Genomic DNA, 24,326 nt, shown 5'->3' on the forward strand with positions numbered 1-24,326 from the left:
TACTTTGACGAGGTTTGCGATGTCCCGCACGATCCGTTTTCACAAGTTTGGTCCGGCCGAGGTGCTCAAATGCGAAGAGCATGCGGCCGCTCAGCCAGGTCCTGGCGAAGTGCAGGTGCGTGTCGAGGCGATCGGCATCAGCTGGTACGACACGCTCTGGCGTCAGAACCTGGCGTCGTCTCAGGCCCGCCTGCCTTCAGGCCTGGGTCATGAAATGGCTGGTGTGGTCACGGCCATTGGCGACGGTGTCGAAGACCTGATTGTCGGTGACAAGGTGGCGAGTTTTCCGGCCGAGAGTCCCAATGACTATCCGGTCTATGGCGAACTGATCGTTCTGCCGCGTACGGCGCTGACCCGTTATCCGGACGTGCTGAACCCGATCGAAGCCAGCGTGCATTACACGCCGCTGTTGATCGCCTATTTCGGTTACGTCGATCTGGCACGCGTCAAACCCGGGCAGTTTGCCCTGGTCACTGACGCCAGTCATTGCGCCGGTCCGTCCTTTGTCCAGTTGGGCAAGGCGCTGGGTGTGCGAGTGATTGCCGCCACGAAAACCGCGGAAGAGCGCGAATACCTGCTGTCCCTCGGTGCCGAGAAAGTGATCGTCACCGAAGAAGAAGACCTGTTGATGCGGATCAACAAGATCACCGACAACCGTGGCGTCAATGTCGTGTTCGACGGTCTCGGTGGCCCACAGATGTCGCTGCTTGGAGATGTGCTGGCACCTCGCGGCAGCCTGGTTTTGTATGGCCTGCAGGGTGGCAACCAGACGCCATTCCCGGCCTGCGCAGCGTTCCAGAAGAACATCCAGTTCTTCGTGCACTGCATCGGCAACTTCACCGGGAAGCCGGAACTGGGCATCGTCCAGGATCACGTCGCCTTGCAACGTGCCCTGCGTGACATCAATCAGTTGACGGCCGACCGCGTGCTGCTTCCGCTCAAGACCCGGGTCTTCCCGTTCAACGAGTTTGTCGAAGCACACCGCTACATGGACGAATGCCCTTGCCGTGAGCGGGTCGCCCTGCAAGTCGAACCTGCCTGACCGTTGTGATCAGAGTCCGTGGCCCCACGGACTCTTGTGCGTTCCATCCTTCAGACCAAGAGAAACCCTGGGCGCGACGCCTGGGGACGTTCAGCAACTGAACTGGTTTTTACTCTTGATCTGTATCTTCTAATCGCCCTCCAGACCCTGATAATTGAATGACTACTTTCATCTCAAGGAATGAGCTATGGCTGTGCATTCTCTTTTTCCTGCGCGATACAAAATGATTGTCGAGAGTCGATATCTTGATTTTTGTTTAATTGCTGTAGGGCGGTCGCGTAATCCCTTCTTTTTTTCTTGTGCTCATCATGCGCAGGCCATTGTAAGAAATTTCCCAGGAAAACTTCCTTCTCGAGAAAACCCTGTAACGGCGGGGGCTTGCGGCGTGCGAGTCATAAACATGAATTATTGCGAGCCCAACTGTTTCAAATAACTACAAAACCTTAAGTGTTAGCATTTCAGCGTCTATTAATTAATGAAGAATGATTGCGCGTCCGGCGTTCGTGGTTGCGCAATATAAAACCTTTGATATCGGGTGAAGTACTGATGAGCACGATCCATGACCAGGCAATGAACTATGTCTACCAGCAAGTATTGCAACGATTGCTGAGTTTCTTTTCCCGTGCAGAACGCACGGCATTGCAGCTGTTGATTCAGCGACTGGCGGTGGCTGCCGGGGGCATGGATCGAATCGGCGAATTCAAGGTGCTGGTGACGCAATCGGGCACTCGTGATTGCTGTTACAGCCTGGCCCTGATGCGCGCTGCGCAACTGAGCATCGCCGGACGGGCTCCGGGCACTTTTCAGTTGCGGGTGGCAACCCTGCGCGGTTGCGCCACACCGCCCTCGGCACTGCACAACATGCACCGCAGTTTCAGCGCACTGTTTCTGTATGACGACCCAAGGGTCGAACTGCTGATGATCGACAATCGGGAGGTCTTGCCTTTTAACCATCAGGCGCCGCTCACCGACGATGGTCGGGAGGCGAATCGCATCAATCTGCTGATGGTTGGCCACCGCCGGCGCTGGGGAGAGAGCCTGGAGCTTTGGGACGACGCGTACCTGGCCACCGCCGAGTTCTACGGGCAGGTCGCACGCTGGAACAACGGCGTCGATGCCTTGGTCAGCAGCGACTCCGCACGCAGCCAGGAGCATTTTCTTCAGGGACTGGATCGCGCCGCCCAGAAGGCCGGCATCGGCGCGCTGCCGAAGCGGGGGGCCGGATTCGAAGAGCTGTTCAATCTGCTCGACGGCATGGGGGGCGACTGCTATCGCGAGCTCCACGCAGAGTCCGATCTGCTGCCGTGGCGTCCTCTCGGTCAGTTCGAAGCCTGTCGGCGCACCCATTACATCGGCATCGATGACATGGTGGTGGGCAAGATGGAGGAGCGGTGGCCCTTGCTCAGCGACTTTCTCGGGTTTCAGACAGATGATTTGTTGTTCGAGCCAGGCACCGGCGAGTCGCCAGATCCCTTGGTCGCGGCCTACCTGAGCGGTCTGCAAGCCAACTACATCGGCGGTCACGATTATGAAGTCGGGGTCTCGGAATACCTGCAGCGTTGCCTGGCAGTGATGCGTCGCAAAAACCTGCCGGAGCAGATTTGCGAACGGTTTGTGGCGACGTTCGGCAACCTGTCCGATCTCAGCGAGCATCGATCGTTGGCCTCCTCATCCTTGCAAAAGAGTTTCGGGCTCAATGAAGCGCAACTGGTCTGTCTCTTGTTCGCGCCTTTCATCGAGGGCGGAGCCGGGCTCGAACGTTTTCTGCGCACCTGCCATCCGGGCATGCTGGTGGCCATGCCGGATCTGCATCGTGCGATGCAGGGATTGCACGCGCCGGAGCAGGTTCTGCAATGGATGACCGATGTCAGTGGGTTGCCCGTGCGGCTGATCAGTCGGCTGTATGCCATGGACGCCATTCAAATGGCCGATCAGGCAACGCACGCCCCGAGTCCGGCCGACCGCGAGGTTGCCGCAGGCGACCGTACGGCGGAAGGTTGAACGTGAGCGTAGCGCCCGGTCACCAGAGAATGCCTGCGGACGCCGGTTCATGAATGCCTCGCGTGAAAACGATTTCGCCTATCAGGCGGTCTATCGCTATCTCACCCAACTGATCGAAGGGCCAGGCGGGGAAGGGGCGGTTCGGCTGCCCTCATTAAGGCAACTGGCCGAACGGCTGAACGTGTCGATATCGACCATTCAGTACGCCTACGCACTGCTTGAACGAGAAGGCCGGGTCTACTCCGTGGCCAAGTCCGGTTATTTCGCACAGCCGGCATCCACCGTCATGCCGCCCGGGCGAGGCAATGATCTGCTGGAAACCGTCTACGTCAACGCCAGATGTCTCGGCATGCGCGTATTGAGTGCTGACGACCCGGCTTCGATTCAACCTCTGGACAGCCCGTTGCTGATGCTTGAACGGGAGCTCATGCGTCAATATCCCCGCCAATCACAGGCACCGGCCCAGCCTTGTGGCGAGCTGGAGTTGCGCACGCTGCTGGCCGCTCGCTATACCTCATCACCCACTCATTGCTGGCATGCCGAGGATGTCTATATCGGCGCCGATGTGAGAGGGGTGCTGGAGATCCTGATCGCGGTCCTTGAACTGCGTCACACGACCGTGGTGGTCGAGTCTCCCTGCGACTGGGTGATATTGCGCTTGCTTCAGTCTGCCGACGTGCGGGTCATCGAGCTGCCGGTACAGCCCGGCGGAGGGGTCGATCCACGGCATCTGGCCTCGTTACTGGAAACCGAACCGGTACGGCTGATCCTGCTGCCGTCGCAATTGAACATGCCCCATGGCAGCCTGGCGCCTGCCGATAATCGCGAAGCCATCGCGCGCCTGCTCAGGCTCCACGGTACCTGGGTGCTGGAAAACGACAGTTACAGTGAATTGGGCGATGACTGCGCAAGCCGACCTCTGCGGGACTTGCTGGACCCCGATCGCCTATTGGTGTTTTCCACGTTCGAAAAGGTCATCGGTGTCGAAGCGCCCTATGGCTATGTGCTCGCTCGCCAATGGCGCAACGACCTGCAACGGCACTTTCTACTGCGTTCGTTTCGCTTGTCGCCGATTCGCCAGAAAGCCATTGCCCGACTGTATGCCAGCGGTCGTGTCGATCAACATCTACCGGTGCTCAAGCGTCTGCTCAAGGAGCGTCGTACACAGTTGATCGATCTGCTGCGCGAAGGACTGGGCGATGCACTGCACATCGCCGAGCCGCAGGGCGGTGCGACGGTCTGGGTGCGTTCATCGCGTCGGGTGGCGATGGGCACGGTGTTTCAACGGCTGCTCAAGCAACATGTGTTGATCGCGCCGGGAGAGCTGTTCAGTACCCAAGGCATGCATGGGCAACACATGCGACTGAGCGCGATAGGCAGCAGCGGGCAGGAGATGGCAGGCGTCGTCGGTTTGCTTGGCGATGCCTTGCGACTGGCCCCCGATGACTGAGCTGTTAAAAAACATCGGGGATGCACTGGATAGATCCCATCGCACTACGGTCAAACTGCCAGTAAACTCCGCTGTAATTTCCTGAACCACTCTATTTCAGAGGTTTTGCATGACACTCAGTCCTTTTGCGGGCAAACCGGCACCGGCAGAGTTGTTGGTCGACATCCCGCGACTGGTAACGGCGTATTACACCGGTCAACCCGACGCCTCGATTTCCACCCAGCGTGTGGCGTTTGGTACTTCCGGGCATCGTGGCAGCTCCTTCGACTTGAGTTTCAACGAGTGGCACGTTCTGGCCATCAGCCAGGCGATCTGCCTGTACCGCGAAGCCCAGGGCATCACCGGTCCGCTGTTTGTCGGCATCGATACCCACGCGCTGTCGACGCCGGCCGGGGCCAGCGCCCTGGAAGTGCTGGCAGCCAACGGTGTGACTGTGATGATCGCCGAAGGCGATGAGTACACCCCGACACCGGCAGTGTCCCACGCCATTCTTTGCTACAACCGCGGCCGCACCACCGGCCTCGCTGACGGCATCGTCATCACACCGTCGCACAACCCGCCACAAAGCGGTGGCTACAAATACAACCCAACCAACGGTGGCCCGGCCGACACCCACATCACCAAGTGGATCGAAGCCAAGGCCAACGAACTGCTGGCCAACAAACTGGCAGGCGTTAAACGCATCGGTTACGAGCAGGCGCTGAAAGCCGCCACCACGCATCGTCACGATTACGTGAATACCTACGTTGCCGACCTGATCAATGTCATCGATTTCGATGCCATCCGCGGTGCCAAACTGCGTCTGGGCGTCGATCCGCTGGGTGGAGCAGGGGTGCGCTACTGGTCGGCCATCGCCGAGCACTATCGCCTGGACCTCGACGTAGTGAACAAGGAAGTCGATTCGACGTTCCGTTTCATGACCGTCGACTGGGATGGCCAGATCCGCATGGACCCGTCGTCCAGCCACGCCATGCAGGGCCTGATCGGCCTCAAGGAGCGCTTCGACGTCGCGTTCGCCTGCGATCCGGATCACGACCGTCACGGCATCGTTACCCCGTCCGGCGGCCTGCTGGCACCGAACAACTATCTGGCCGTGTCGATCGACTACCTGTTCCAGAACCGTCCGCAGTGGCGCGCCGACGCGGCCGTGGGTAAAACCGTGGTTAGCAGTGGCCTGATCGATCGTGTGGCCAAGCGTCTGGGCCGTCGCCTGTACGAAGTGCCGGTCGGCTTCAAGTGGTTCGCCGACGGTCTGTTCGACGGCTCGCTCGGTTTCGGCGGTGAAGAAAGCGCCGGCGCATCGTTCCTGCGCAAGGACGGCGGCGTCTGGTGCACCGACAAGGACGGCCTGATTCCGGCCCTGCTGGCTGCTGAAATGACTGCCCGTACCGGCCGCGACCCAAGCCAGGCTTACCGCGCACTGACCGATGAACTGGGCGAGCCGTTCTCGGTGCGTGTCGATGCCAAGGCCAACCCTGAGCAGAAAGCGCTGCTGAGCAAGCTGTCGCCGGAGCAAGTCACTTCGACCGAACTGGCGGGCGAGAAGATCCAGAGCATTCTCAGCAAGGCACCGGGCAACGATCAGGCCATCGGCGGCCTGAAAGTGATGACCGAGAACGGCTGGTTCGCCGCGCGTCCTTCGGGCACCGAAGACATCTACAAGATCTACGCTGAAAGCTTCATCGGTGACGACCACCTCAAGCAACTGGTGGCCGAAGCGCAAACCCTGGTGGATGGTGCAATTTCCACGAAGTAATCCGCGCTGAATAAAAAAGGGCGACCTCAGAGGTCGCCCTTTTTTTGCCCGCCATTCAGCCGATCAGGCCAGATCCACCAACACGATTTCACTGTCTTCAATGGCTGTGACGGTCAGCACCGGTTCATGACTCACCGCGACACCGTCTCGAGCTTGCGCACGCAAGCCGTTGACTTCAATCACGCCGGTGGCCGGTACGAGGTAGGCGCGACGTCCGGCATCGAGGCGATACTCGGCGGTTTCCCCGGCCTTGATCGTGGCTGCCACCAACCGGGCATCGGCGCGAATGCGCAGACTCTCATCGTCACCGACCTTGCCGCTGGCGAGGGTCACAAAGCCTTCGCGCTCGCCTTTGGGAAACGGTTTGGCACCCCACGAAGGTGGTGCACCGGTTTCGGTCGGCATGATCCAGATCTGAAAGATCTTGGTAGCGGTCGCCTCCAGGTTGTATTCACTGTGGGCGATCCCGGTGCCGGCGCTCATCACCTGAACGTCGCCGGCTTCAGTGCGGCCCTTGTTGCCCAGGTTGTCCTGGTGGGTGATCGCACCTTCACGCACGTAAGTGATGATTTCCATGTCCCGGTGCGGGTGAGTGGGGAAACCGGTTCCCGGGGCGATGATGTCGTCGTTCCATACCCGCAGATTGCCCCAGCTCATGCGCTGTGGATCGTAGTACTCGGCGAACGAAAAATGGTGATGGGCATCCAACCAGCCGTGATGGGCGCCGCCCAGCGAGCTGAAGGGTCTGAGTTCAAGCATGATCTTCTCCTCAAAAGGTTCGTCATGGGGCGTTTCGGCCGCAGCCACGAAGCGAGACCGGTGATTGATGGCGAGCATCATCTATCAGCCAACAATCGAGAAAAAGCGTAAAAAGTGCTGCATTCCCATCGAATTTATTGATGTTATAAACCTCGAAACGCTCTCACGCAGCCTTCAGTTCATCGCCTAACTCGATGACCTGTAAGCATTTCGCTAGAACTCAAGGGCAAATGCAGACACCATAGCCCCCAACAGCCTCACCTCCTGGAGTCCGTCAGCGTGGCGCAACACACCCCCGATCTTCCTCCCGAACTTCGTCCCCTGGCCGAGATGCCGTGGTTCAAACGCCTGGCGGCGCGTTTCCTGGGGCACGGCCTGACGCAACTGCGCGCCCAGCATCGGGCTTCGTGGCTGCACGGCCAGGCCGATGGCTTTCGCAGCGGTCACACCGCCGGGGTCGATTACGGTTACAAGGAAGGCAAGGCTGACGGCCTGGAAGAGGGCCGTCAGGTGTTGTTGATCCGCGACAGCCGCAGCACCGAGCATCGCGCGCCGAGCATCGACAACCACCTGTTCGATGACTGGCGCCTGCCACTGACGGCCGAGCTGAAGAAGCGCATGAAGGCTGACGTCGCCCGCTTGCTGCCGGCCCACGCCCAGCCGAGCGTTGCGCAGTGGAAGATGATTTTCAGTGATACGCCGTCAACCTCGGTGATCGCCGGAGCGGGTGCCGGCAAATCGACCACGCTGGTGCTGCGCATTCTGCTGCTGACGCATTATCTGGGCTTTGAGCTGGATTCGATGACCGTGGTGACCTTCACCCGTGAATCGCGCAAGGACTTCATCAACAAACTGATTGAGCTGTTTGCCCTCTGGGGGCAATTCCTGAGCCACAAAACCGCTCGGGATCTGGTGCGCACCTTCCATTCGCGCATTCTGCCGATGGTTCGCAGCCTGCCGGGGTTCGAGCGTTTGCAGGCTTTTGAAAACCTCAGCCTCCGGCCGCAGGGCGGGGACGATGACGTCGACAGCAACCCGTTTGATCTGCGGATCAACGACGCCCAGCGGCAGCAGCTCAACGCCTGTTATCACCGTCTCTACACCGAGGACGAGCGTTTCCGGCAATTGATCCAGCCACTGTCCCGGCATGCCTTGCAGCTCAAGGAGCTGGAACGCGATCACCCGGACGTGCAAAAGCGCATGGCGGTGACCGAACTGGCCGCCAAGCGCGACGAAGAACTGTGCGACGTGATCGAAGACTTGTGGTTCCGCGCCGGTGCCTGGCCGATCAAGGGTATCGAGCCGAACCGCCAGACCTTCGAAGTCAACGGTGCGAACTTCCACTGCCATGGCTACATTCCGAGCCTCGATGCCTGGGTCATTTTGGGCTTCGATCCGCGCGAAAATCCGCAAGTCTGCCGCCCAAACGCCAAGCTGACAGTCCGTGCAGAGTGGGCAGTCAAGCGCACCCTGTTTCAAGCTTTCTGCCGTAAGCCATTGATTTGGATAGATAGTTACGAGTCATCAAAGCGCATCCTGGCCACATTGGCAGGTGATGCCAGTGCCGGGCCGGGCTTCGATTACAAGGTCAAGGGCGAGCTCGCATCCGCGCCGTTGCTGGACTGTTTTGTCGCCGCCGCCGGCTTTATCGAAAACCTGGGCCTGGATGTACCGGACGCCGTTGGCCGCATGAGTTTCGCCAATGATGATCCGGACCGGTTTTTCTTTGAAGCGCTGAGCCTGTTCTGGCGCGCGCTGGAAGATCATTTGCTCGATCAGAAACCACCGGTCATGACCTACAACCGCATGTTCGCGCTGTTCAGCGAGCACTCGCCGGAAAACCTCAAACTGCTCAGCGATGAACTGCTGCGGCCCATGTCGCACCTGATGATCGATGAATTCCAGGACGTGTCGCCGCAAATCGTTTCGTGGATTCGCGCCAGCCTTGCGGAAATCCGCAGCCGTGGCCCGGCCATGCACGTCGGGCGCGGGGCGCAGCGTTCTTCCTTGCTGTGCGTGGGGGATGACTGGCAGTCGATCTACGGCTGGCGCGGCAGTTCGCCGAGTTACTTCATGGAGTTCAACAAGGAGTTTTCATCGCCGAGCACCACGCGGGTGATGCTCAGCGACAACTATCGCAGCCATCAGCACATCATCGACGCGGCAGAGCACATCGTCCGTGCGGCGCCGGCGATTCCCGGCAAGAAAGCCAAGGCCAGCGGCGAGGAGAAGCCGCTGCAACCGGTCAACGTACTGGAACGCGACGATCAGGCACTCGGCCAGCGTCTGGCGGAGCACTACAGAAACGGCGATTCAATCCTGATGCTTTATCGAAAAAGCAGCGATAAGTCATTGATAGAGCAGCATATTCAGTCTGTAGTTAATGTTGATTCTAGCTTGCCGTACGAGTCCCGACGCTTGAAGCAACTGACCTATCACAGCGCCAAAGGCTTGCAGGCCGATGCGGTGTTCTTGCTCGGTGACTGTCAGCATCTGACCAGTTCGCCGTACAAGAATCAGGTCTACCGCATGGCCGGACTGGGTAAGGTCGGCGACAACGAGCCTTACGACACCGCGCAGAAGGACGAAATCCTGCGCCTGGCCTATGTCGGCATCACCCGGGCGGTGAGTCATTGCTACTGGTACGTCGAACCGCAGGACGCCCAGGCAGTGAACATGCCGCGCGCCTCCGATCGGGTCGCCAAGGGCAAGCCGTTCTTCGTCGATCACCGGCCGGAAAAGAAAACCGCCTGAAGCGAACGCCCACAAAAAAGCCCGCAAACAGCGGGCTTTTTAATTCAGATCAATAACTTAGGCGTAACTCCTGAGAGATTCCGGAGGAACAAACGCTTCCAGCTCATCCTCCACGGCTTCGATTATTCGTTCCACATCCGCCGCATTCATGACCGTGGCACAAGGAATGCCGGCAATGGCGATCAGGGTTTCGCCGCTGGCCCGGTCGAACAGGCGGGCGATCATGCTGCCCGGCGCGTCCATCGTGGCCTCGAAACCCATGGGATGAAAATGCCAGCGCATCAGCTGGCAGGCATTGGGGAACGTAACCTTGCTTGACCCTTTATTCATGTGTTGCCCGCCTTCTTCATCGAGCGCTTCCGTTTGCTCATGGTAGGTGGGAAGAGCCTTCATTGGCTCAACCGGTGACTGCCCTTAAAAGTAGCATCTGGATGTGAAAAACCTGTGAGAATTTTCAGGCCATTTGGCGATTGCAGGGATTTTTTTGATGTAAGTCATGGTCGACGAAAACCTTGCCAAAGTGCCATCACCACTGGCTGGTTGATGCTGCGCCCGAAGTTGGGCAAGCTCGGTTCTTTTTCCAAGAGTCCCTTATGCACGCCGATGATGACGGCCCGCAACAGACCCAGGCCACGGCCGAAACGGTCATGCGCTATCACCTGAGCTGGAAACACCGGGACCTGGATGGCGTCATGGCGCTTTACCATCCGGACATCCAGTACAACGACTTCTTCCAGAACCGCGTGCTCGGCCTCGACGAACTGCGCGAGTACGTTCGCGTCAGCATGCCCCGTGAATCCGACGAAGCGCTGGAGCATTGCGACCGGATCCGCATCGACGGCAACACCGCGTTCATTCAATACGAAGTGACACTGCGCGGCGGCAATGGCCTGGTGTCGTTCCGTTCCAGCGAAGCAATTACCGTCAAGGACGCGAAAATCTGGCGAGTCAATGAGTACGCATCACTGGTGCGTGAGCAGGGCTCCAGCACTGCGACACCGAGTCAGCGTCCAGCGGCGAGCCGACTGGGCCTGTCGCCACGTCAGTTGAGTTTCATGGCCGAAGACCTGCAGCAGTATTTCCAGCGTCAGCAGCCGTACCTCGATCCCGAACTGGATCTGCAGCGGGTGGCGAAGGAGTGCGGTTACAGCCGCAACCAGATTTCCTATCTGCTGAACCAGGTGCTGGGACAGAGCTTCTATCGCTACGTCAATCAGGCGCGGCTCCAGCATTTGCTGCAATCGCTGGACAACGCCGCGCCGCCACTGCGCATCGATGAGCTGGCGTTTGCCGCCGGGTTCAACTCGCTATCGGCTTTCTATAGCTGTTTTCGCCAGCATACCGGCCAGTCGCCCAAGGCCTACGCCAAGCAAATTTCTTTGCGGACACGCGCGCAAGACAGTCACTGAGGTCAGCCACTAGGATCGACGCCATCGAAACCTGGATTGGCGGAGTCTTGCATGCCGGCGTGGCGCACTATCAGTTTGTGGATGGACCAACTCGACGAGCCGCTCACCGCGCGCCCGGCGCTGGAACAAGACCTAGACGTCGACGTGGCAATCATCGGCGCCGGTTACACCGGGCTTTGGACGGCGTACTACCTGAAGAAACACGCGCCGGGCCTGGACATCGCCATCATCGAGGCACAAACCGCCGGTTTTGGCGCATCCGGCCGCAATGGCGGCTGGTTGATGGGCAATCTGCTGGGCGAAGATCGCCTGCTGGCAGGCCTGTCGCCACAACAGCGCCGCGCCTCATTCGATCTGCTGCACAGCATTCCTGATGAAGTGGAAGTCGTGCTCGAGCGCGAAGGCATCGACTGCGATTACCGCAAGGGCGGGGTGCTTTACTGCGCTGCGCGCTATCCGGAACAGGAAGCCAGCCTGCGCGACTATCTGAACAAGCTGCATGCCCAGGGCCTGACCGACGACGATTATCGCTGGCTGAATCCTGAACAACTGGCCCAGCAGATTCGCGTCGCCAAACCTTACGGCGGCATCTTCGCCCCGCATGTGGCGACCATTCAGCCGGCAAAACTGGTGCGCGGCCTGGCCCGAACCGTTCATGGCATGGGCGTGAAGATCTACGAGAACAGCCCGGTGACCCATTGGCAGGCGGGCAGTCTGCGCACCGACAAGGCCAGCGTGCGCAGCCGCTGGATTGTTCCTGCCATCGAAGGCTATTCGGTGACATTACCGCCACTGGGTCGTTATCAATTACCGGTGCAGAGCCTGATTGTCGCCACCGAACCGTTGTCGGCCGCGACCTGGGACGAAATCGGCCTCAATCGTGGCCAGGCCTTCAGTGAATTCAGCCGTCAGGTCACCTACGGCCAGCGAAGTGCCGACAATCGGCTGATTTTCGGTGCCCGTGGCGGCTATCAGTTCGCCGGTCAGTTGCGGCACAACTTTGATCTGACTCGGGACGAGGTGGAGCTGCGGCGTTACCTGTTTGGCGAACTGTTCCCGCAACTGAAAAACACTGCGATCACCCATGCCTGGGGCGGCAACCTCGGCATGTCGCGGCATTTCAAACCGCACATGCTTTGTGATCGGGCCAACGGCATTGCGCTGTCCGGCGGATATGGCGGGGAGGGCGTGGGGGCTTCCAATCTGGGCGGTCGCACCCTGGCTGACCTGATTCTTGAGCGCGATTCCGAACTGGTGCATCAACCGTGGGTGCTGCCGGACGGCGGGATCCATGCGCTGCGAGCGTGGGAACCGGAACCGTGCCGCTGGCTCGGCTACAACGCGATCATCAAAAGCTTCGTCCACGAAGACCAGACCCTGGCCAACCCGGCGACCGCGCCCTGGCGGCGCAAGCTTGCCAGTCGGGTGGCCGGGTTCATGGAAGGTTTCATGCACTAAACGTCGTTTAATTCCAGACAGCCTTTAAGACAGGAAGCGCCATGAGCATCACCCAATTCAAGAACACCGCCACGCTGCCACTGGACGAATCCAATCCGGTGGCCGTGCCGCTCGGCACACCAGTGGCCATTGCGTCGACCACCAGTGTGGAGCGCGACGACGGCGTTGAAACCGGCGTCTGGGAATGCACGCCCGGGCGCTGGCGACGGCAGATCACCGCCCAGGAGTTCTGCCACTTCATTTCCGGGCGCTGCACGTTCACCCCGGACGGCGGCGGCGAAACCCTGCACATACAAGGTGGCGACGCACTGATGTTGCCGGCCAACACACTCGGCATCTGGGATATCCAGGAGACCGTGCGCAAGACCTACGTCCTGATTTTCTGACGCCTTGATCCTTTTGATTGCCTGCCAACAACAATAGCCAATACAGGAATCGATCCATGATCCGAAAGACCCTCGCTCTCGCCCCCTTGATGCTCGCCGCTTCCCTTGCTCAGGCAGCGGAAACGGTCAAGGTCTACAACTGGTCCGACTACATCGCGCCGGATACCGCGAAAAACTTCGAAAAGGCCACCGGTCTCGGCATCACCTACGACGTCTACGACAGCAACGAAACCCTCGATGGCAAGTTGATGACCGGCAAATCCGGTTACGACGTGGTGTTTCCGTCCAACCATTTCATGGCCCGGCAGATTCAGGGCGGCGCGCTGATGAAGCTCGACAAGAGCCAGTTGCCGAACTGGAAGAACCTCAACCCGGTATTGCTCAAGGCCTTGCAGACGAACGATCCGGGCAACGAACACGGCTTCCCGTACCTGTGGGGCAGCACCGGCATCGGCTACAACATCGCCAAGGTCAAGGCTGTGCTGGGCGATAACGCGCCGGTGGATTCCTGGGACCTGATCTTCAAGCCCGAAAACATGGAAAAACTGCAGAAGTGCGGCGTGGCGATCCTCGATAACGGCCCGGAATTGCTGCCAGCGGCGCTCAACTACCTGGGTCTGCCGCATCACAGCAAGAATCCCGAAGACTATAAAAAGGCCGAAGCCCTGCTGATGAAAGTCCGGCCGTACGTCAGCTACTTCCACTCTTCGAAGTACACCAGCGACCTGGCCAATGGCGATATCTGCGTGGCGGTCGGCTTCTCCGGGGACATCCTGCAAGCGGAGAACCGCGCCAAGGAAGCCAAGAACGGCGTCGATATCGGTTATGCGATTCCCAAGGAGGGCGCCGCCATCTGGTTCGACATGGTCGCCATGCCCGCCGATGCGCCAGACGCCAAGGCCGGTTACGCCTTCATGAACTACTTGCTGCAGCCCGACGTCATGGCCAGCATCAGCAACTACGTGCACTACGCCAACGGCAACGAACAGGCCGACAGCCTGATCGACCCGGCCATCAAGAACGATACCAAGGTGTATCCGAGCCCGGAAATGATGGGCAAATTGTTCGCGCTGGAAGCCATGCCGCTGAACATCGACCGGATCCGCACTCGCGTCTGGAACAAGATCCGTACCGGCAGCTGAAAAATCTGCCGGAGCGGGTTTTCCTCCGCTCCGGCAGCGGTATATGACGCCTGCAACTTGTGTTTATTTGGTTGATATCACTTCGCTGGCACCGCACTAATAAAGTGCAGGAAAGTGAGACGCGTCTAACAAAAAGTAACTTACCGATATTTAATATTTAAATAAGAAATCGTCAGACAATTAGGCAAACTCACCACACTTACAACATTCTTCTCGCCGCACGCGCTTTGTTTACGGGACTTTCCCGGAATAGTTCAATTTGATCTCAAAAAAACGCTAGACGTTAGATTTCAAATTGTGTCAGGTTTCTAACGCCTTCATTGGGCGAGTGATAGGACAATCTCGCCAGAGGTTGTCGCTATCGGACAAAAACTGTTCCATTGCTAAACAAGGAAGTGTGTTTATGTCGAAAGTAAAAGCTAATGCTATTGATACCGCCGAACAGGCTTTCCAGCTGAACGCGGCACCACTGGCCGCGCCAAGCTCGGCGTTCAACCAGATCAATAGCTTCAGCCATCAGTACGATCGTGGCGGCAACCTCACGGTCAATGGCAAACCCTCCTTCTCGGTGGATCAAGCCGCTACCCAACTGTTGCGAGACGGTGCCTCCTGGCACGACCTCGACGGCAGCGGCAAGATCGAACTGACCTATACCTTTCTGACGTCCAAAACCGCCAACTTCAGCGGCCTGGGAGTCACCGGTTTCAGTCAGTTCAGCGCCCTGCAGAAAACCCAGGCCGTGCTCGCCATGCAATCCTGGGCCGATGTCGCCAACGTGACCTTTACCGAAGCAGCCAGAGGTGGCGACGGCCACATGACCTTCGGTAACTACAGCGGCGGTCAGGAAGGCGCGGCGGCGTTTGCTTTCCTGCCAGGCACCGAGCCAGGCTATGACGGTCAGTCCTGGTACCTGACCGGCAGTGGGTACGACGTCAACAAAACCCCGGGCCTGAACAACTACGGACGTCAGACCCTGACCCACGAAATTGGCCACACTCTGGGCCTGTCTCACCCTGGCGACTACAACGCCGGGACTGGCAACCCGACCTACAATGACGCGACCTACGGGCAAGACACCCGCGGCTACAGCCTCATGAGTTACTGGAGTGAAAGCAACACCAGCCAGAACTTCAGCAAAGGCGGCGTGGAAGCTTATGCCTCCGGCCCGCTGATGGACGACATTGCCGCGATCCAGAAGCTCTACGGCGCCAATCTGACCACCCGTACCGGTGACACTACCTACGGCTTCAACTCCAACGCCGGTCGCGATTTCCTCAGCGCGTCCTCTTCGTCGGACAAGCTGGTGTTCTCGGTGTGGGATGCGGGCGGCAAGGACACCTTCGACTTCTCGGGTTTCACCCAGAACCAGAAGATCAACCTCAATGAAGCCTCGTTCTCCGACGTTGGCGGCCTGGTGGGCAACGTGTCCATCGCCAAGGGCGTCACCATCGAGAACGCCATCGGTGGCTCGGGCAACGACCTGATCATCGGTAACAGCGCAGCCAACGAACTCAAGGGCGGTGCCGGCAACGACATCATCTGGGGCGGCGGTGGCGCCGACAAGCTGTGGGGTGGTTCGGGTTCGGACACTTTCGTGTTCGCAGCCAGTTCCGACTCCAAGCCGGGTGCGATCGATCAGATCCTCGACTTTGTCAGCGGTCTCGACAAAATCGACCTGACCGGTATCACCAAAGGCGCAGGCCTGCACTTCGTCAGCGCCTTCACCGGTGCGGCGGGCGATGCAGTCCTGACTTCCTCGGGCGGCAACAGCCTGCTCTCGGTGGACTTCTCCGGGCACGGCGTGGCTGATTTCCAGGTCAGCACCGTTGGCCAGGCAGCGCTCAGCGACATCGTGGCGTGATGTGAACCGGGAAAGCGGCGCGTGATGCGCCGCTTTCTTCACTTGCATCGCTTTGGCTGGTAAGCAAGGCTACGCGCCGGAGTGAAATTTCCTATGATCCAATTCGCTTTTACCCGCAAAGCGGCGGCGTACCTGTTGCCGGTGCTGATGATGATTTCTGGAGAAACAACTATGGCAAGCAGCCTGAGACTCGAAGATCCATCGGTATTTGCCGGACAGTGGCAAGCGACCCTGAGCGACCGCAACGACGCTCCCGAAGCCCAGGCTTTGCAGGACAAACCGTCGAACACCTGCCTGATCGACCTTGAAGCCAACCAGACGCTGGGCAAGGGCGCCGACTGCCTGAGCGCATGGCTGCAGGACAGCGCCATCGGCTGGTTTCCCGATCCGGACGGTCTTTCGATCACCGGCAAGGAAGGCTCAAGAATCCAGTTTTTCAGCCGACAACGTGATGGGCTTTATCTGAGCACTTTGAAGTCAGGCCTGGTGATTACACTTGAGCGAGCTGCCAAACAGCCCTGATCACCGGAACCGACTCACAGTTTAAATATAAGGCACCCCGTGACAGTTATAAGGCTCTCTTCAATAACACGGACGCCGGTTTTAATCGCGAAAGTTGTTATCGAAGTGTAAGCGGACACTGTCGGTGTATGTCCCGCCCCGTGTGCGGGCTATTAATTGAAGTCTCGCCAAGCACGGCGGGGAATATCATTTCAGGAATAATCAATGAAGATGGCGAAGGCCCCAGCCACCGCTCCCTTATTCAAGGCATTGGGTGACTATAAAAGCATTCTGATCAGCGTCGGATGCTTTACCGCACTGATTAACGTGCTGATGCTGGTGCCCTCTATTTATATGCTTCAGGTCTATGACCGGGTGCTGTCTTCGCAAAACGAAACCACGCTGGCGATGCTCTCGCTGATGGTCGTGGGATTCTTCGCGTTCATCGGCCTGCTGGAAGTGGTGCGCAGCTTCATCGTGATCCGCATCGGCAGCCAGCTGGAGCGTCGCTTCAACCTGCGGGTCTATCAGGCCGCGTTCGAGCGCAACCTGTTCAAGGGCGAGGGCAATGCCGGCCAGTCCCTGGGCGACCTGACCCACATTCGCCAGTTCGTCACCGGGCCTGCGCTGTTCGCGTTCTTCGATGCGCCGTGGTTCCCGGTCTATCTGTTTGTGATTTATCTGTTCAACGTCTGGCTCGGCGTCCTCGCCACTGCCGGCGCGCTGTTGTTGATCGCCCTGGCGTGCCTCAACGAATACATGACCAAGAAGCCGCTGGGCGAAGCCGCCGGTTACTCGCAAAAATCCAGCCAGCTGGCCACCAGCCACCTGCACAATGCCGAAACCATTCAGGCCATGGGCATGCTTGGTTCCTTGCGCAAACGCTGGTTCCAGGTGCATTCGCGCTTCCTCGGCCTGCAAAACCAGGCCAGCGACACTGGCGCGGTGATCAGCTCGCTGAGCAAGACCTTGCGCCTGTGCCTGCAATCGCTGGTACTGGGCCTGGGTGCCTTGCTGGTGATCAAGGGCGACATGACCGCCGGGATGATGATTGCCGGTTCCATCCTGATGGGCCGCGTGCTCAGCCCGATCGACCAGTTGATTGCCGTATGGAAACAGTGGAGCGGGGCGAAGCTGGCGTACCGCCGACTCGACTCCCTGCTGCAGGCTTATCCGCCGAGCGACGACGCCATGGCGCTGCCGCCGCCAAAAGGCCAGATCACCTTCGAACAAGTCAGCGCCGGCCCACCCGGGCAACGTGCCGCGACCTTGCACATGGTCAATTTCAATCTGGCGGCCGGTGAAGTCCTGGGCGTGCTGGGTGCTTCCGGTTCTGGTAAATCGACACTGGCGCGGGTGCTGGTCGGCGTGTGGCCAACCCTCGGTGGCACGGTTCGCCTGGACGGTGCCGACATTCATCGCTGGAATCGCGATGATCTCGGCCCGTACATCGGCTACCTGCCGCAGGACATCGAATTGTTCAGCGGCACCATCGCCGAGAACATCGCCCGTTTCAGCGAGGCCGACCCGCAGAAGGTGGTGGCCGCCGCGCAACAGGCCGGCGTACACGAAATGATCCTGCGCATGCCGCAGGGCTATGACACGCAACTGGGCGAGGATGGCAGCGGTCTGTCCGGCGGCCAGAAGCAACGTGTAGCCCTGGCGCGTGCGCTGTACGGCACACCGAGCCTGGTGGTGCTGGATGAACCGAACTCCAACCTCGACACCGTCGGCGAAGCCGCATTGTCCAGCGCCATCGTGCAACTCAAGGCGCAGGGCACCACGGTGGTGCTGGTGACGCACCGTTCTTCGGTACTGGCCCAGGCCGACAAATTGCTGGTACTCGCCGATGGCCGTCTGCAAGCCTTCGGCCCGAGCCAGGATGTGCTCAAGGCGTTGTCCGGCAACCAGGCGCAACAGCCACAACAAACTGAAAAAACCGCGCAGGCACCGGGCGGGCTCAGCTTGAGCCGGCAGTACCAGCCCACGACAAGGAATTCGGGTGTATGAGCAGCGCGAGCATGAACACTGAAAACGAAGCAACGATGGAACACGCGTACATCACCGAACGCCCTGAGCGCGACGCTAAATTCTTCGCCCGCATGGGCTGGATTCTGGCACTGGCCGGCGCTGGCAGTTTCTTTGCCTGGGCCGCACTGGCACCGCTGGATCAAGGGATTCCGGTGCAAGGCACGGTGGTGGTCTCCGGTAAACGCAAGGCCGTGCAGTCGATGAGCAGCGGTGTGGTCAGCCGGATTCTGGTGCGCGAAGGCGAGATCGTGAAACAGGGTCAGCCGTTGTTCCGCCTCGACCAGACCCAGGTCGCCGCCGATGTGCAGTCGCTGCAGGCGCAGTACCGCATGGCCTGGGCCAGCCTGGCACGCTGGCAGGCCGAGCGCGACAACCTCAAGCAGGTGACGTTTCCGGCAGAGCTGAGCGACAACGCGGACCCGCGCCTGGCCCTGGTGCTGGAAGGTCAGCGCCAACTGTTCAGCAGCCGCCGCGAAGCGTACTCCCGCGAGCAGGCCGCCCTGCGCGCCAGCATCGAAGGCGCCACTTCGCAACTGGCCGGCATGCGCCGCGCCCGTACCGATCTCAACGCCCAGGCCGACTCCCTGCAACAGCAGTTGAGCAATCTGCAACCGCTGGCGGACAACGGCTACATCCCGCGCAACCGCTTGATGGAATATCAGCGTCAACTGTCGCAAGTGCAGCAGCAGCTGGCAGAGAACACCGGCGAAAGCGGCCGGGTAGAGCAGGGCATTCTTGAATCGCGTCTGAAACTGCAACAGCACGGCGAGGAATACCAGAAGGAAGTCCGCACCCAACTGGCCGACGCGCAACTGAAAAGCGTCACCCTGTCCGAACAACTGACCTCCGCCGGTTTCGATCTGCAACACAGCGAGATCGTGGCGACGTCGGACGGCGTGGCCGTCAACCTCGGTGTGCACACCGAAGGCGCCGTGGTCCGTCAGGGTGAAACCCTGCTGGAAATCGTTCCGCAAGGCACGCGCCTGGAAGTGGAAGGGCACCTGCCGATCAACCTGATCGACAAGGTAGGCACGCACCTGCCGGTAGACATCCTCTTCACCGCATTCAACCAGAGCAAGACACCGCGTGTTCCCGGCGAAGTCAGCCTGATTTCCGCCGACCAGATGGTCGATGAGAAAACCGGCGTGCCGTATTACGTGTTGCGCAGCAGCGTCAGCGATCAGGCCATGGAGAAACTCAACGGCCTGGTGATCAAGCCCGGCATGCCGGCGGAAATGTTCGTGCGCACTGGCGAACGTTCACTCCTCAACTACCTGTTCAAACCGCTGCTCGACCGGGCCGGCTCCGCGTTGACTGAAGAATAAGGATGTTCGGCTGTATGAATAAGCTTTCCATGCTGGCGGCAGCGTTCGCGCTGCTCGCGGGCAACAGTGCAGTGGCGGCCATGGGGCCGTTCGAGATCTACGAACAGGCGTTGCGCAATGACCCGGTGTTCCTCGGCGCGATCAAGGAACGTGATGCAGGCCTTGAAAACCGGGCCATTGGCCGCGCCGGGTTGTTGCCAAAAGTCGGTTACAACTACAACAAGGGCCACAACACCTCGAAGGTCACGCAGCTCACCGATCGCGGCAACTTTACGGAAAACCGCAACTACAACAGTTACGGCTCCAACCTGACCCTGCAACAGCCGTTGCTCGACTACGAGGCCTACGCCGCGTATCGCAAAGGTGTGGCGCAGTCGCTGTTTGCCGACGAGAACTTCCGGGGCAAGAGCCAGGAACTGTTGGTGCGGGTGCTCGACAACTACACCAAGGCCTTGTTCGCTCAGGATCAGATCGACATCGCCCAGGCCAAGAAGAAGGCGTACGAGCAGCAGTTCCAGCAGAACGAGCACATGTTCAAGCAGGGCGAAGGCACGCGGACCGACATTCTCGAAGCCGAGTCGCGCTATGAACTGGCGACCGCCGAGGAAATCGAGGCCCGCAACGAACAGGATGCCGCGCTGCGTGAACTGGGTGCGCTGGTTGGTGTGCCGACAGTGGACATCACCGATTTGGCGCCGCTGGATCAGAACTTCCAGACCTTCGCGTTGATGCCGGCCAACTACGACACCTGGCACGAACTGGCGATCAGCAACAACCCGAACCTGGCGTCACAGCGCCAGGCCGTGGAAGTGGCACGTTATGAAGTGGAGCGCAACCGCGCCGGGCACCTGCCGAAAGTCAGTGCCTACGCCTCGATGCGCCAGAACGAATCGGAAAGCGGCAACACCTATAACCAGCGCTACGACACCAACACCATCGGCATCGAAGTCAACGTGCCGTTGTACGCCGGTGGCGGGGTGTCGGCATCGACCCGTCAGGCCAGCCGCACCATGGAGCAGGCCGAGTACGAACTGGACGGTAAGACCCGCGAAACCCTGATCGAACTGCGTCGCCAGTTCAGTGCCTGCCTGTCCGGCGTCAACAAACTGCGCGCCTACCAGAAAGCCCTGACGTCGGCCGAGGCGCTGGTGGTCTCGACCAAGCAAAGCATTCTTGGCGGTGAGCGGACCAACCTGGACGCGCTGAACGCCGAACAACAACTGTTTACCACCCGCCGCGATCTGGCCCAGGCCCGCTATGACTACCTCATGGCCTGGACCAAATTGCATTACTACGCGGGCACCTTGAGCGAGCAGGATCTGGCTCGGGTGGACGAAGCATTCGGGCAAGGCCCACGGACGCAATAGCACCGTAGTTTTTACACAAAACAACAAAAACGAGTGGTGAACATGGACGTACGCTTCAAGCCGGTTTCGGTCGGCACCCTGTTGCTTGTGATTTTTATCAACCCGGCCCAGGCGCAATACGTGGATTCGGGCAAACCCGGCGATCCAGCCAGTTGGCGCTCCGCCGAATTCCTGCGGGACTGGGGGCTGGACCGGATGCAGGCCGATCAGGCCTACGCCGCCGGTATCACCGGCAAGGGCGTGAAGATCGGTGCGCTGGACTCCGGTTTCGACGCGGCCCATCCTGAGTTCGCCAGCGACCGCTATCACCCGGTCTCGGCCAGCGGCAGCTATATCGATGGCTCGCTGTTCACGGTCAACGGCACGCTTAACCCGAACAACGATTCTCACGGCACGCACGTGGTCGGCACCATGGGCGCTTCCCGTGATGGCAGCGGGATGCATGGCGTGGCGTTCAATGCGCAGATCTACGTCGGCAACACCAACAAGAACGACAGTTTTCTGTTCGGCCCCAATCCCGACCCGCGCTATTTCAAGGCGGTGTACGACGCACTGGCCGATGCCGGCGTGCGGGCGATCAACAACAGTTGGGGCAGTCAGCCGCCGGATGTCAGCTATCGAACCCTGGCGGACCTGCATGCGGCTTACGCCCAGCACTGGAACAAAGGCACCTGGCTCGATGCCGCCGCCGATGTTTCACGCCGCGGCGTGATCAACGTGTTCAGCGCCGGCAACAGCGGTTACCCCAACGCCAGCGTGCGTTCGGCGCTGCCGTATTTTCAGCCGGACCTGGAAGGCCATTGGCTGGCCGTGTCGGGGCTGGATCAGAGCAATCAGCAGAAATACAACCAGTGCGGTATCGCCAAATACTGGTGCATCACTACGCCGGGAGCAAAGATCGACAGCACCATTCCCGACGGCGGCTACGCGATCAAGTCCGGCACCTCGATGGCCGCGCCCCATGCCACCGGCGCTCTGGCGCTGGTGATGGAGCGTTACCCGTACATGAACAACCAGCAGGCGCTGGAAGTGCTGCTGACCACCGCCACTCAACTCGACGGCAGCGTGACGAGCGCACCGACCGAACGGGTCGGCTGGGGCGTCGCCAACCTGAAGCGGGCGATGGGCGGACCGGGGCAATTGCTCGGCGCGTTCGACGCGAATCTGGCCACCGGGCAACGCGATGTGTGGAGCAACGACATCTCCGACAAGGCGCTGATCCAGCGTCAGAGCGAAGACCTCGCCGAGCACAGTGCCTGGCAGCAAACCCTGCAAAGCAAAGGTTGGCAGAACGGAATTTCGGCAGGCGCCAGCCAACAGGACCAGACCGATTACGCCGTCGGCATGGCCCGTGATGCGGCCGCCGCCAATCGGGTGTATCAGGGCAGCCTGATCAAGTCCGGCGCCGGGCAATTGATTCTGACTGGCGACAGCACCTATCGCGGCCCGACCACGGTCAATGGCGGCCTGCTGAGCGTCAACGGTTCGCTGACGTCCGCCGTTACGGTTAATGACGGCGGCACCCTCGGCGGTTCCGGCCGGATCGGCGCACTGATCGCCAACAGCGGCAGTCGTGTGGCGCCGGGCAATTCCATCGGCACCTTGAATGTGGCCGGTGACGTGACCTTCGCGCCGGGCTCGACCTACGCGGTGGAGCTGTCACCGACCGCCAGTGACCGCATCGTCGCCGGCGGCACGGCGTCCATCAGCGGTGCCACCGTCAGTCTGTCGCTGGAAAACAGCCCGACCTTGCTCAGCACCTCAGAAGCGAAAAGCCTGCTCGGTCATCAGTACGACATTCTGCAAGCGGCCGGTGGCATCCAGGGTCAGTTCGGCGCCGTGGTGCCGGACTACCTGTTCATCGGTGGCAGTCTCGCGTACAGCGGCAACGGCATCACGCTGAATGTCGAGCGCAACGCAACGTCCTTTGCCAACGTCGGCCAGACCCCGAACCAGCGGGCCGTGGCCAGCGCCGTCGAAGGCATGGGTGCCGGTAACTCCGTGTACGAAAGCCTGTTGCTGTCGGCCACCGCCAGCGATGCGCAGCAAGCCTTCCAGCAACTGAGCGGGGAAATCTACCCGGCCCTCGGTTCGGTGCTGATCAACGACAGCCGCCAGCTGCGCGACGCCATCGGCGAACGCCTGCACGATGCAAACGCCGCGCAAAGCAACGGCTGGATCAAGGCCCTCGGCGCCTGGGGCACGACCGATTCGCAACACGACACCGCCGGCTACAGCACATCCATCGGCGGCCTGCTGGCAGGCGTCGACGGCGCGCTGGACGAGCAGACCCGCATCGGTCTGGTCACCGGTTACAGCGACAGCTCGTTGAGCATGGGTTCTGGCACGCATTCCTCGGCCAAGGTCGACAGTTACCACCTCGGCGCTTACGCCGGGCACAACATCGGCGACTGGCGTCTGAGCACCGGCGCGGCCTACAGCTGGCATCGCGCCGACGTCAAACGTGATCTGCAATACGGCGACGTCAGCGCCAAACAGAAAGCCAAGGTCGATGCCGCCACCACACAGGTATTTGGTGAAGCGGCCTATCGACTGAATCTGCAACCACTGGTCCTGGAGCCGTTCGCCAATCTGGCCTACGTGCATCTGGACAGCGACGGTTTCACCGAGAAGGGCGACGCTGCGGCGTTGAAAAGCAGCGGCGACCAGCGTGACGCGGTGCTCAGCACCCTCGGCGTCAGGGCGATCAAGACAATCAACCTGTCGGGCACGCAAAAACTCGATGTCAGCGGCCATCTCGGCTGGCAGCACAGCCTCACCGACATCGAGGCCGAGCAGCATTTGCGTTTCGCCAGCGGCAGCGCGCCGTACAGCGTCGAAAGCTCGCCACTGGTGCGCGACGCCGCGCTGGTCGGCGTGCAGGCCAGCCTCGCGCTGAGCCGCGACGTGCGGGTGAACCTTGATTACAACGGACAACTGGCCAACCGCGAGAAGACTCACGGCGTTGGCCTGAGCCTGAACTGGAAGTTCTGACTGATCGTTCCCACGCTCTGCGCGGGAACGCCTCACGGGTTGCATTCCCACGCGGGAGCGTAGGAGCGATCAGGTTCTGAACAAACGGAT

At 60.1% G+C, this 24,326-nt stretch carries 17 protein-coding genes; 15 read left to right on the top strand and 2 right to left on the bottom strand.

Annotation, left to right across the window (positions count from 1 at the left end):
* The first annotated feature begins 19 nt into the window (after positions 1 to 19).
* The 4 genes from AC1RMX_RS04970 to pgm all read left to right on the top strand — a co-directional run bounded on the left by AC1RMX_RS04970 (position 20) and on the right by pgm (position 6,249).
* Positions 20 to 1,042 (top strand): zinc-dependent alcohol dehydrogenase family protein, encoded by a 1,023-nt coding sequence (locus AC1RMX_RS04970; RefSeq protein WP_085731020.1) that lies wholly within the window; start codon positions 20 to 22, stop codon positions 1,040 to 1,042.
* Positions 1,043 to 1,588: 546 nt separating this feature from the next.
* A complete protein-coding gene (locus AC1RMX_RS04975) occupies positions 1,589 to 3,043 on the top strand; it encodes a hypothetical protein (protein ID WP_493070754.1) in 1,455 nt (484 codons plus the stop codon).
* Positions 3,044 to 3,092: 49 nt separating this feature from the next.
* The gene (locus tag AC1RMX_RS04980) at positions 3,093 to 4,493 is read left to right on the top strand and encodes an aminotransferase-like domain-containing protein (RefSeq protein ID WP_493070756.1); all 1,401 of its coding nucleotides are present in this window, start codon (positions 3,093 to 3,095) and stop codon (positions 4,491 to 4,493) included.
* Positions 4,494 to 4,602: 109 nt separating this feature from the next.
* Positions 4,603 to 6,249 (top strand): phosphoglucomutase (alpha-D-glucose-1,6-bisphosphate-dependent), encoded by a 1,647-nt coding sequence (gene pgm, locus AC1RMX_RS04985; protein ID WP_096820391.1) that lies wholly within the window; start codon positions 4,603 to 4,605, stop codon positions 6,247 to 6,249.
* A 63-nt stretch (positions 6,250 to 6,312) separates the two neighbouring features.
* Here the strand turns inward: pgm and AC1RMX_RS04990 are convergent, their stop codons facing one another.
* Positions 6,313 to 7,008 carry a pirin family protein gene (locus AC1RMX_RS04990; protein WP_085731268.1) on the bottom strand — a complete coding sequence of 232 codons (696 nt, stop codon included), beginning with the start codon at positions 7,006 to 7,008 and terminating at the stop codon, positions 6,313 to 6,315.
* A 279-nt stretch (positions 7,009 to 7,287) separates the two neighbouring features.
* Here AC1RMX_RS04990 and AC1RMX_RS04995 point away from each other — a divergent pair, with 279 nt between their 5' ends.
* Positions 7,288 to 9,762 (top strand): UvrD-helicase domain-containing protein, encoded by a 2,475-nt coding sequence (locus AC1RMX_RS04995; RefSeq protein ID WP_493070758.1) that lies wholly within the window; start codon positions 7,288 to 7,290, stop codon positions 9,760 to 9,762.
* Between the two features lie 57 nt (positions 9,763 to 9,819).
* Here AC1RMX_RS04995 and AC1RMX_RS05000 read toward each other — a convergent pair whose 3' ends face one another.
* A complete protein-coding gene (locus tag AC1RMX_RS05000) occupies positions 9,820 to 10,092 on the bottom strand; it encodes a DUF1652 domain-containing protein (RefSeq protein ID WP_096820481.1) in 273 nt (90 codons plus the stop codon).
* A gap of 263 nt (positions 10,093 to 10,355) precedes the next feature.
* Here AC1RMX_RS05000 and AC1RMX_RS05005 point away from each other — a divergent pair, with 263 nt between their 5' ends.
* The 10 genes from AC1RMX_RS05005 (at position 10,356) to eprS (ending at position 24,236) form a co-directional block, all read left to right on the top strand.
* The gene (locus tag AC1RMX_RS05005) at positions 10,356 to 11,171 is read left to right on the top strand and encodes a helix-turn-helix domain-containing protein (protein WP_493070760.1); all 816 of its coding nucleotides are present in this window, start codon (positions 10,356 to 10,358) and stop codon (positions 11,169 to 11,171) included.
* 51 nt (positions 11,172 to 11,222) lie between these two features.
* Positions 11,223 to 12,629, top strand: coding sequence for an NAD(P)/FAD-dependent oxidoreductase (locus tag AC1RMX_RS05010; protein WP_493070762.1), 1,407 nt, complete (start codon positions 11,223 to 11,225; stop codon positions 12,627 to 12,629).
* 41 nt (positions 12,630 to 12,670) lie between these two features.
* Positions 12,671 to 13,015: a cupin domain-containing protein gene (locus tag AC1RMX_RS05015; protein ID WP_493070764.1), complete on the top strand. Its 345-nt coding sequence runs from the start codon at positions 12,671 to 12,673 to the stop codon at positions 13,013 to 13,015.
* A 56-nt stretch (positions 13,016 to 13,071) separates the two neighbouring features.
* Positions 13,072 to 14,157 (top strand): polyamine ABC transporter substrate-binding protein, encoded by a 1,086-nt coding sequence (locus AC1RMX_RS05020; protein ID WP_273539067.1) that lies wholly within the window; start codon positions 13,072 to 13,074, stop codon positions 14,155 to 14,157.
* A gap of 403 nt (positions 14,158 to 14,560) precedes the next feature.
* Complete coding sequence (locus tag AC1RMX_RS05025) at positions 14,561 to 16,018, top strand: serralysin family metalloprotease (RefSeq protein WP_096820397.1); 1,458 nt, start codon at positions 14,561 to 14,563, stop codon at positions 16,016 to 16,018.
* A 93-nt stretch (positions 16,019 to 16,111) separates the two neighbouring features.
* Positions 16,112 to 16,540 (top strand): AprI/Inh family metalloprotease inhibitor, encoded by a 429-nt coding sequence (locus tag AC1RMX_RS05030; protein ID WP_158243853.1) that lies wholly within the window; start codon positions 16,112 to 16,114, stop codon positions 16,538 to 16,540.
* Positions 16,541 to 16,744: 204 nt separating this feature from the next.
* Entirely contained in the window at positions 16,745 to 18,529 is a 1,785-nt protein-coding gene (locus AC1RMX_RS05035) for a type I secretion system permease/ATPase (RefSeq protein WP_096820398.1), read from the top strand.
* Positions 18,526 to 19,875, top strand: a complete 1,350-nt coding sequence (locus AC1RMX_RS05040) for an HlyD family type I secretion periplasmic adaptor subunit (RefSeq protein WP_096820399.1) — start codon at positions 18,526 to 18,528, stop codon at positions 19,873 to 19,875. Before AC1RMX_RS05035 ends, AC1RMX_RS05040 begins: the two co-directional genes overlap by 4 nt.
* A 2-nt stretch (positions 19,876 to 19,877) precedes the next feature.
* Positions 19,878 to 21,242 carry a TolC family outer membrane protein gene (locus tag AC1RMX_RS05045; protein ID WP_096820400.1) on the top strand — a complete coding sequence of 455 codons (1,365 nt, stop codon included), beginning with the start codon at positions 19,878 to 19,880 and terminating at the stop codon, positions 21,240 to 21,242.
* Positions 21,243 to 21,284: 42 nt separating this feature from the next.
* Entirely contained in the window at positions 21,285 to 24,236 is a 2,952-nt protein-coding gene (eprS, locus tag AC1RMX_RS05050) for an autotransporter serine peptidase EprS (protein ID WP_493070766.1), read from the top strand.
* Positions 24,237 to 24,326 lie beyond the last annotated feature (90 nt).

This window comes from Pseudomonas sp. GW822-FHT03F04 (assembly GCF_058801405.1).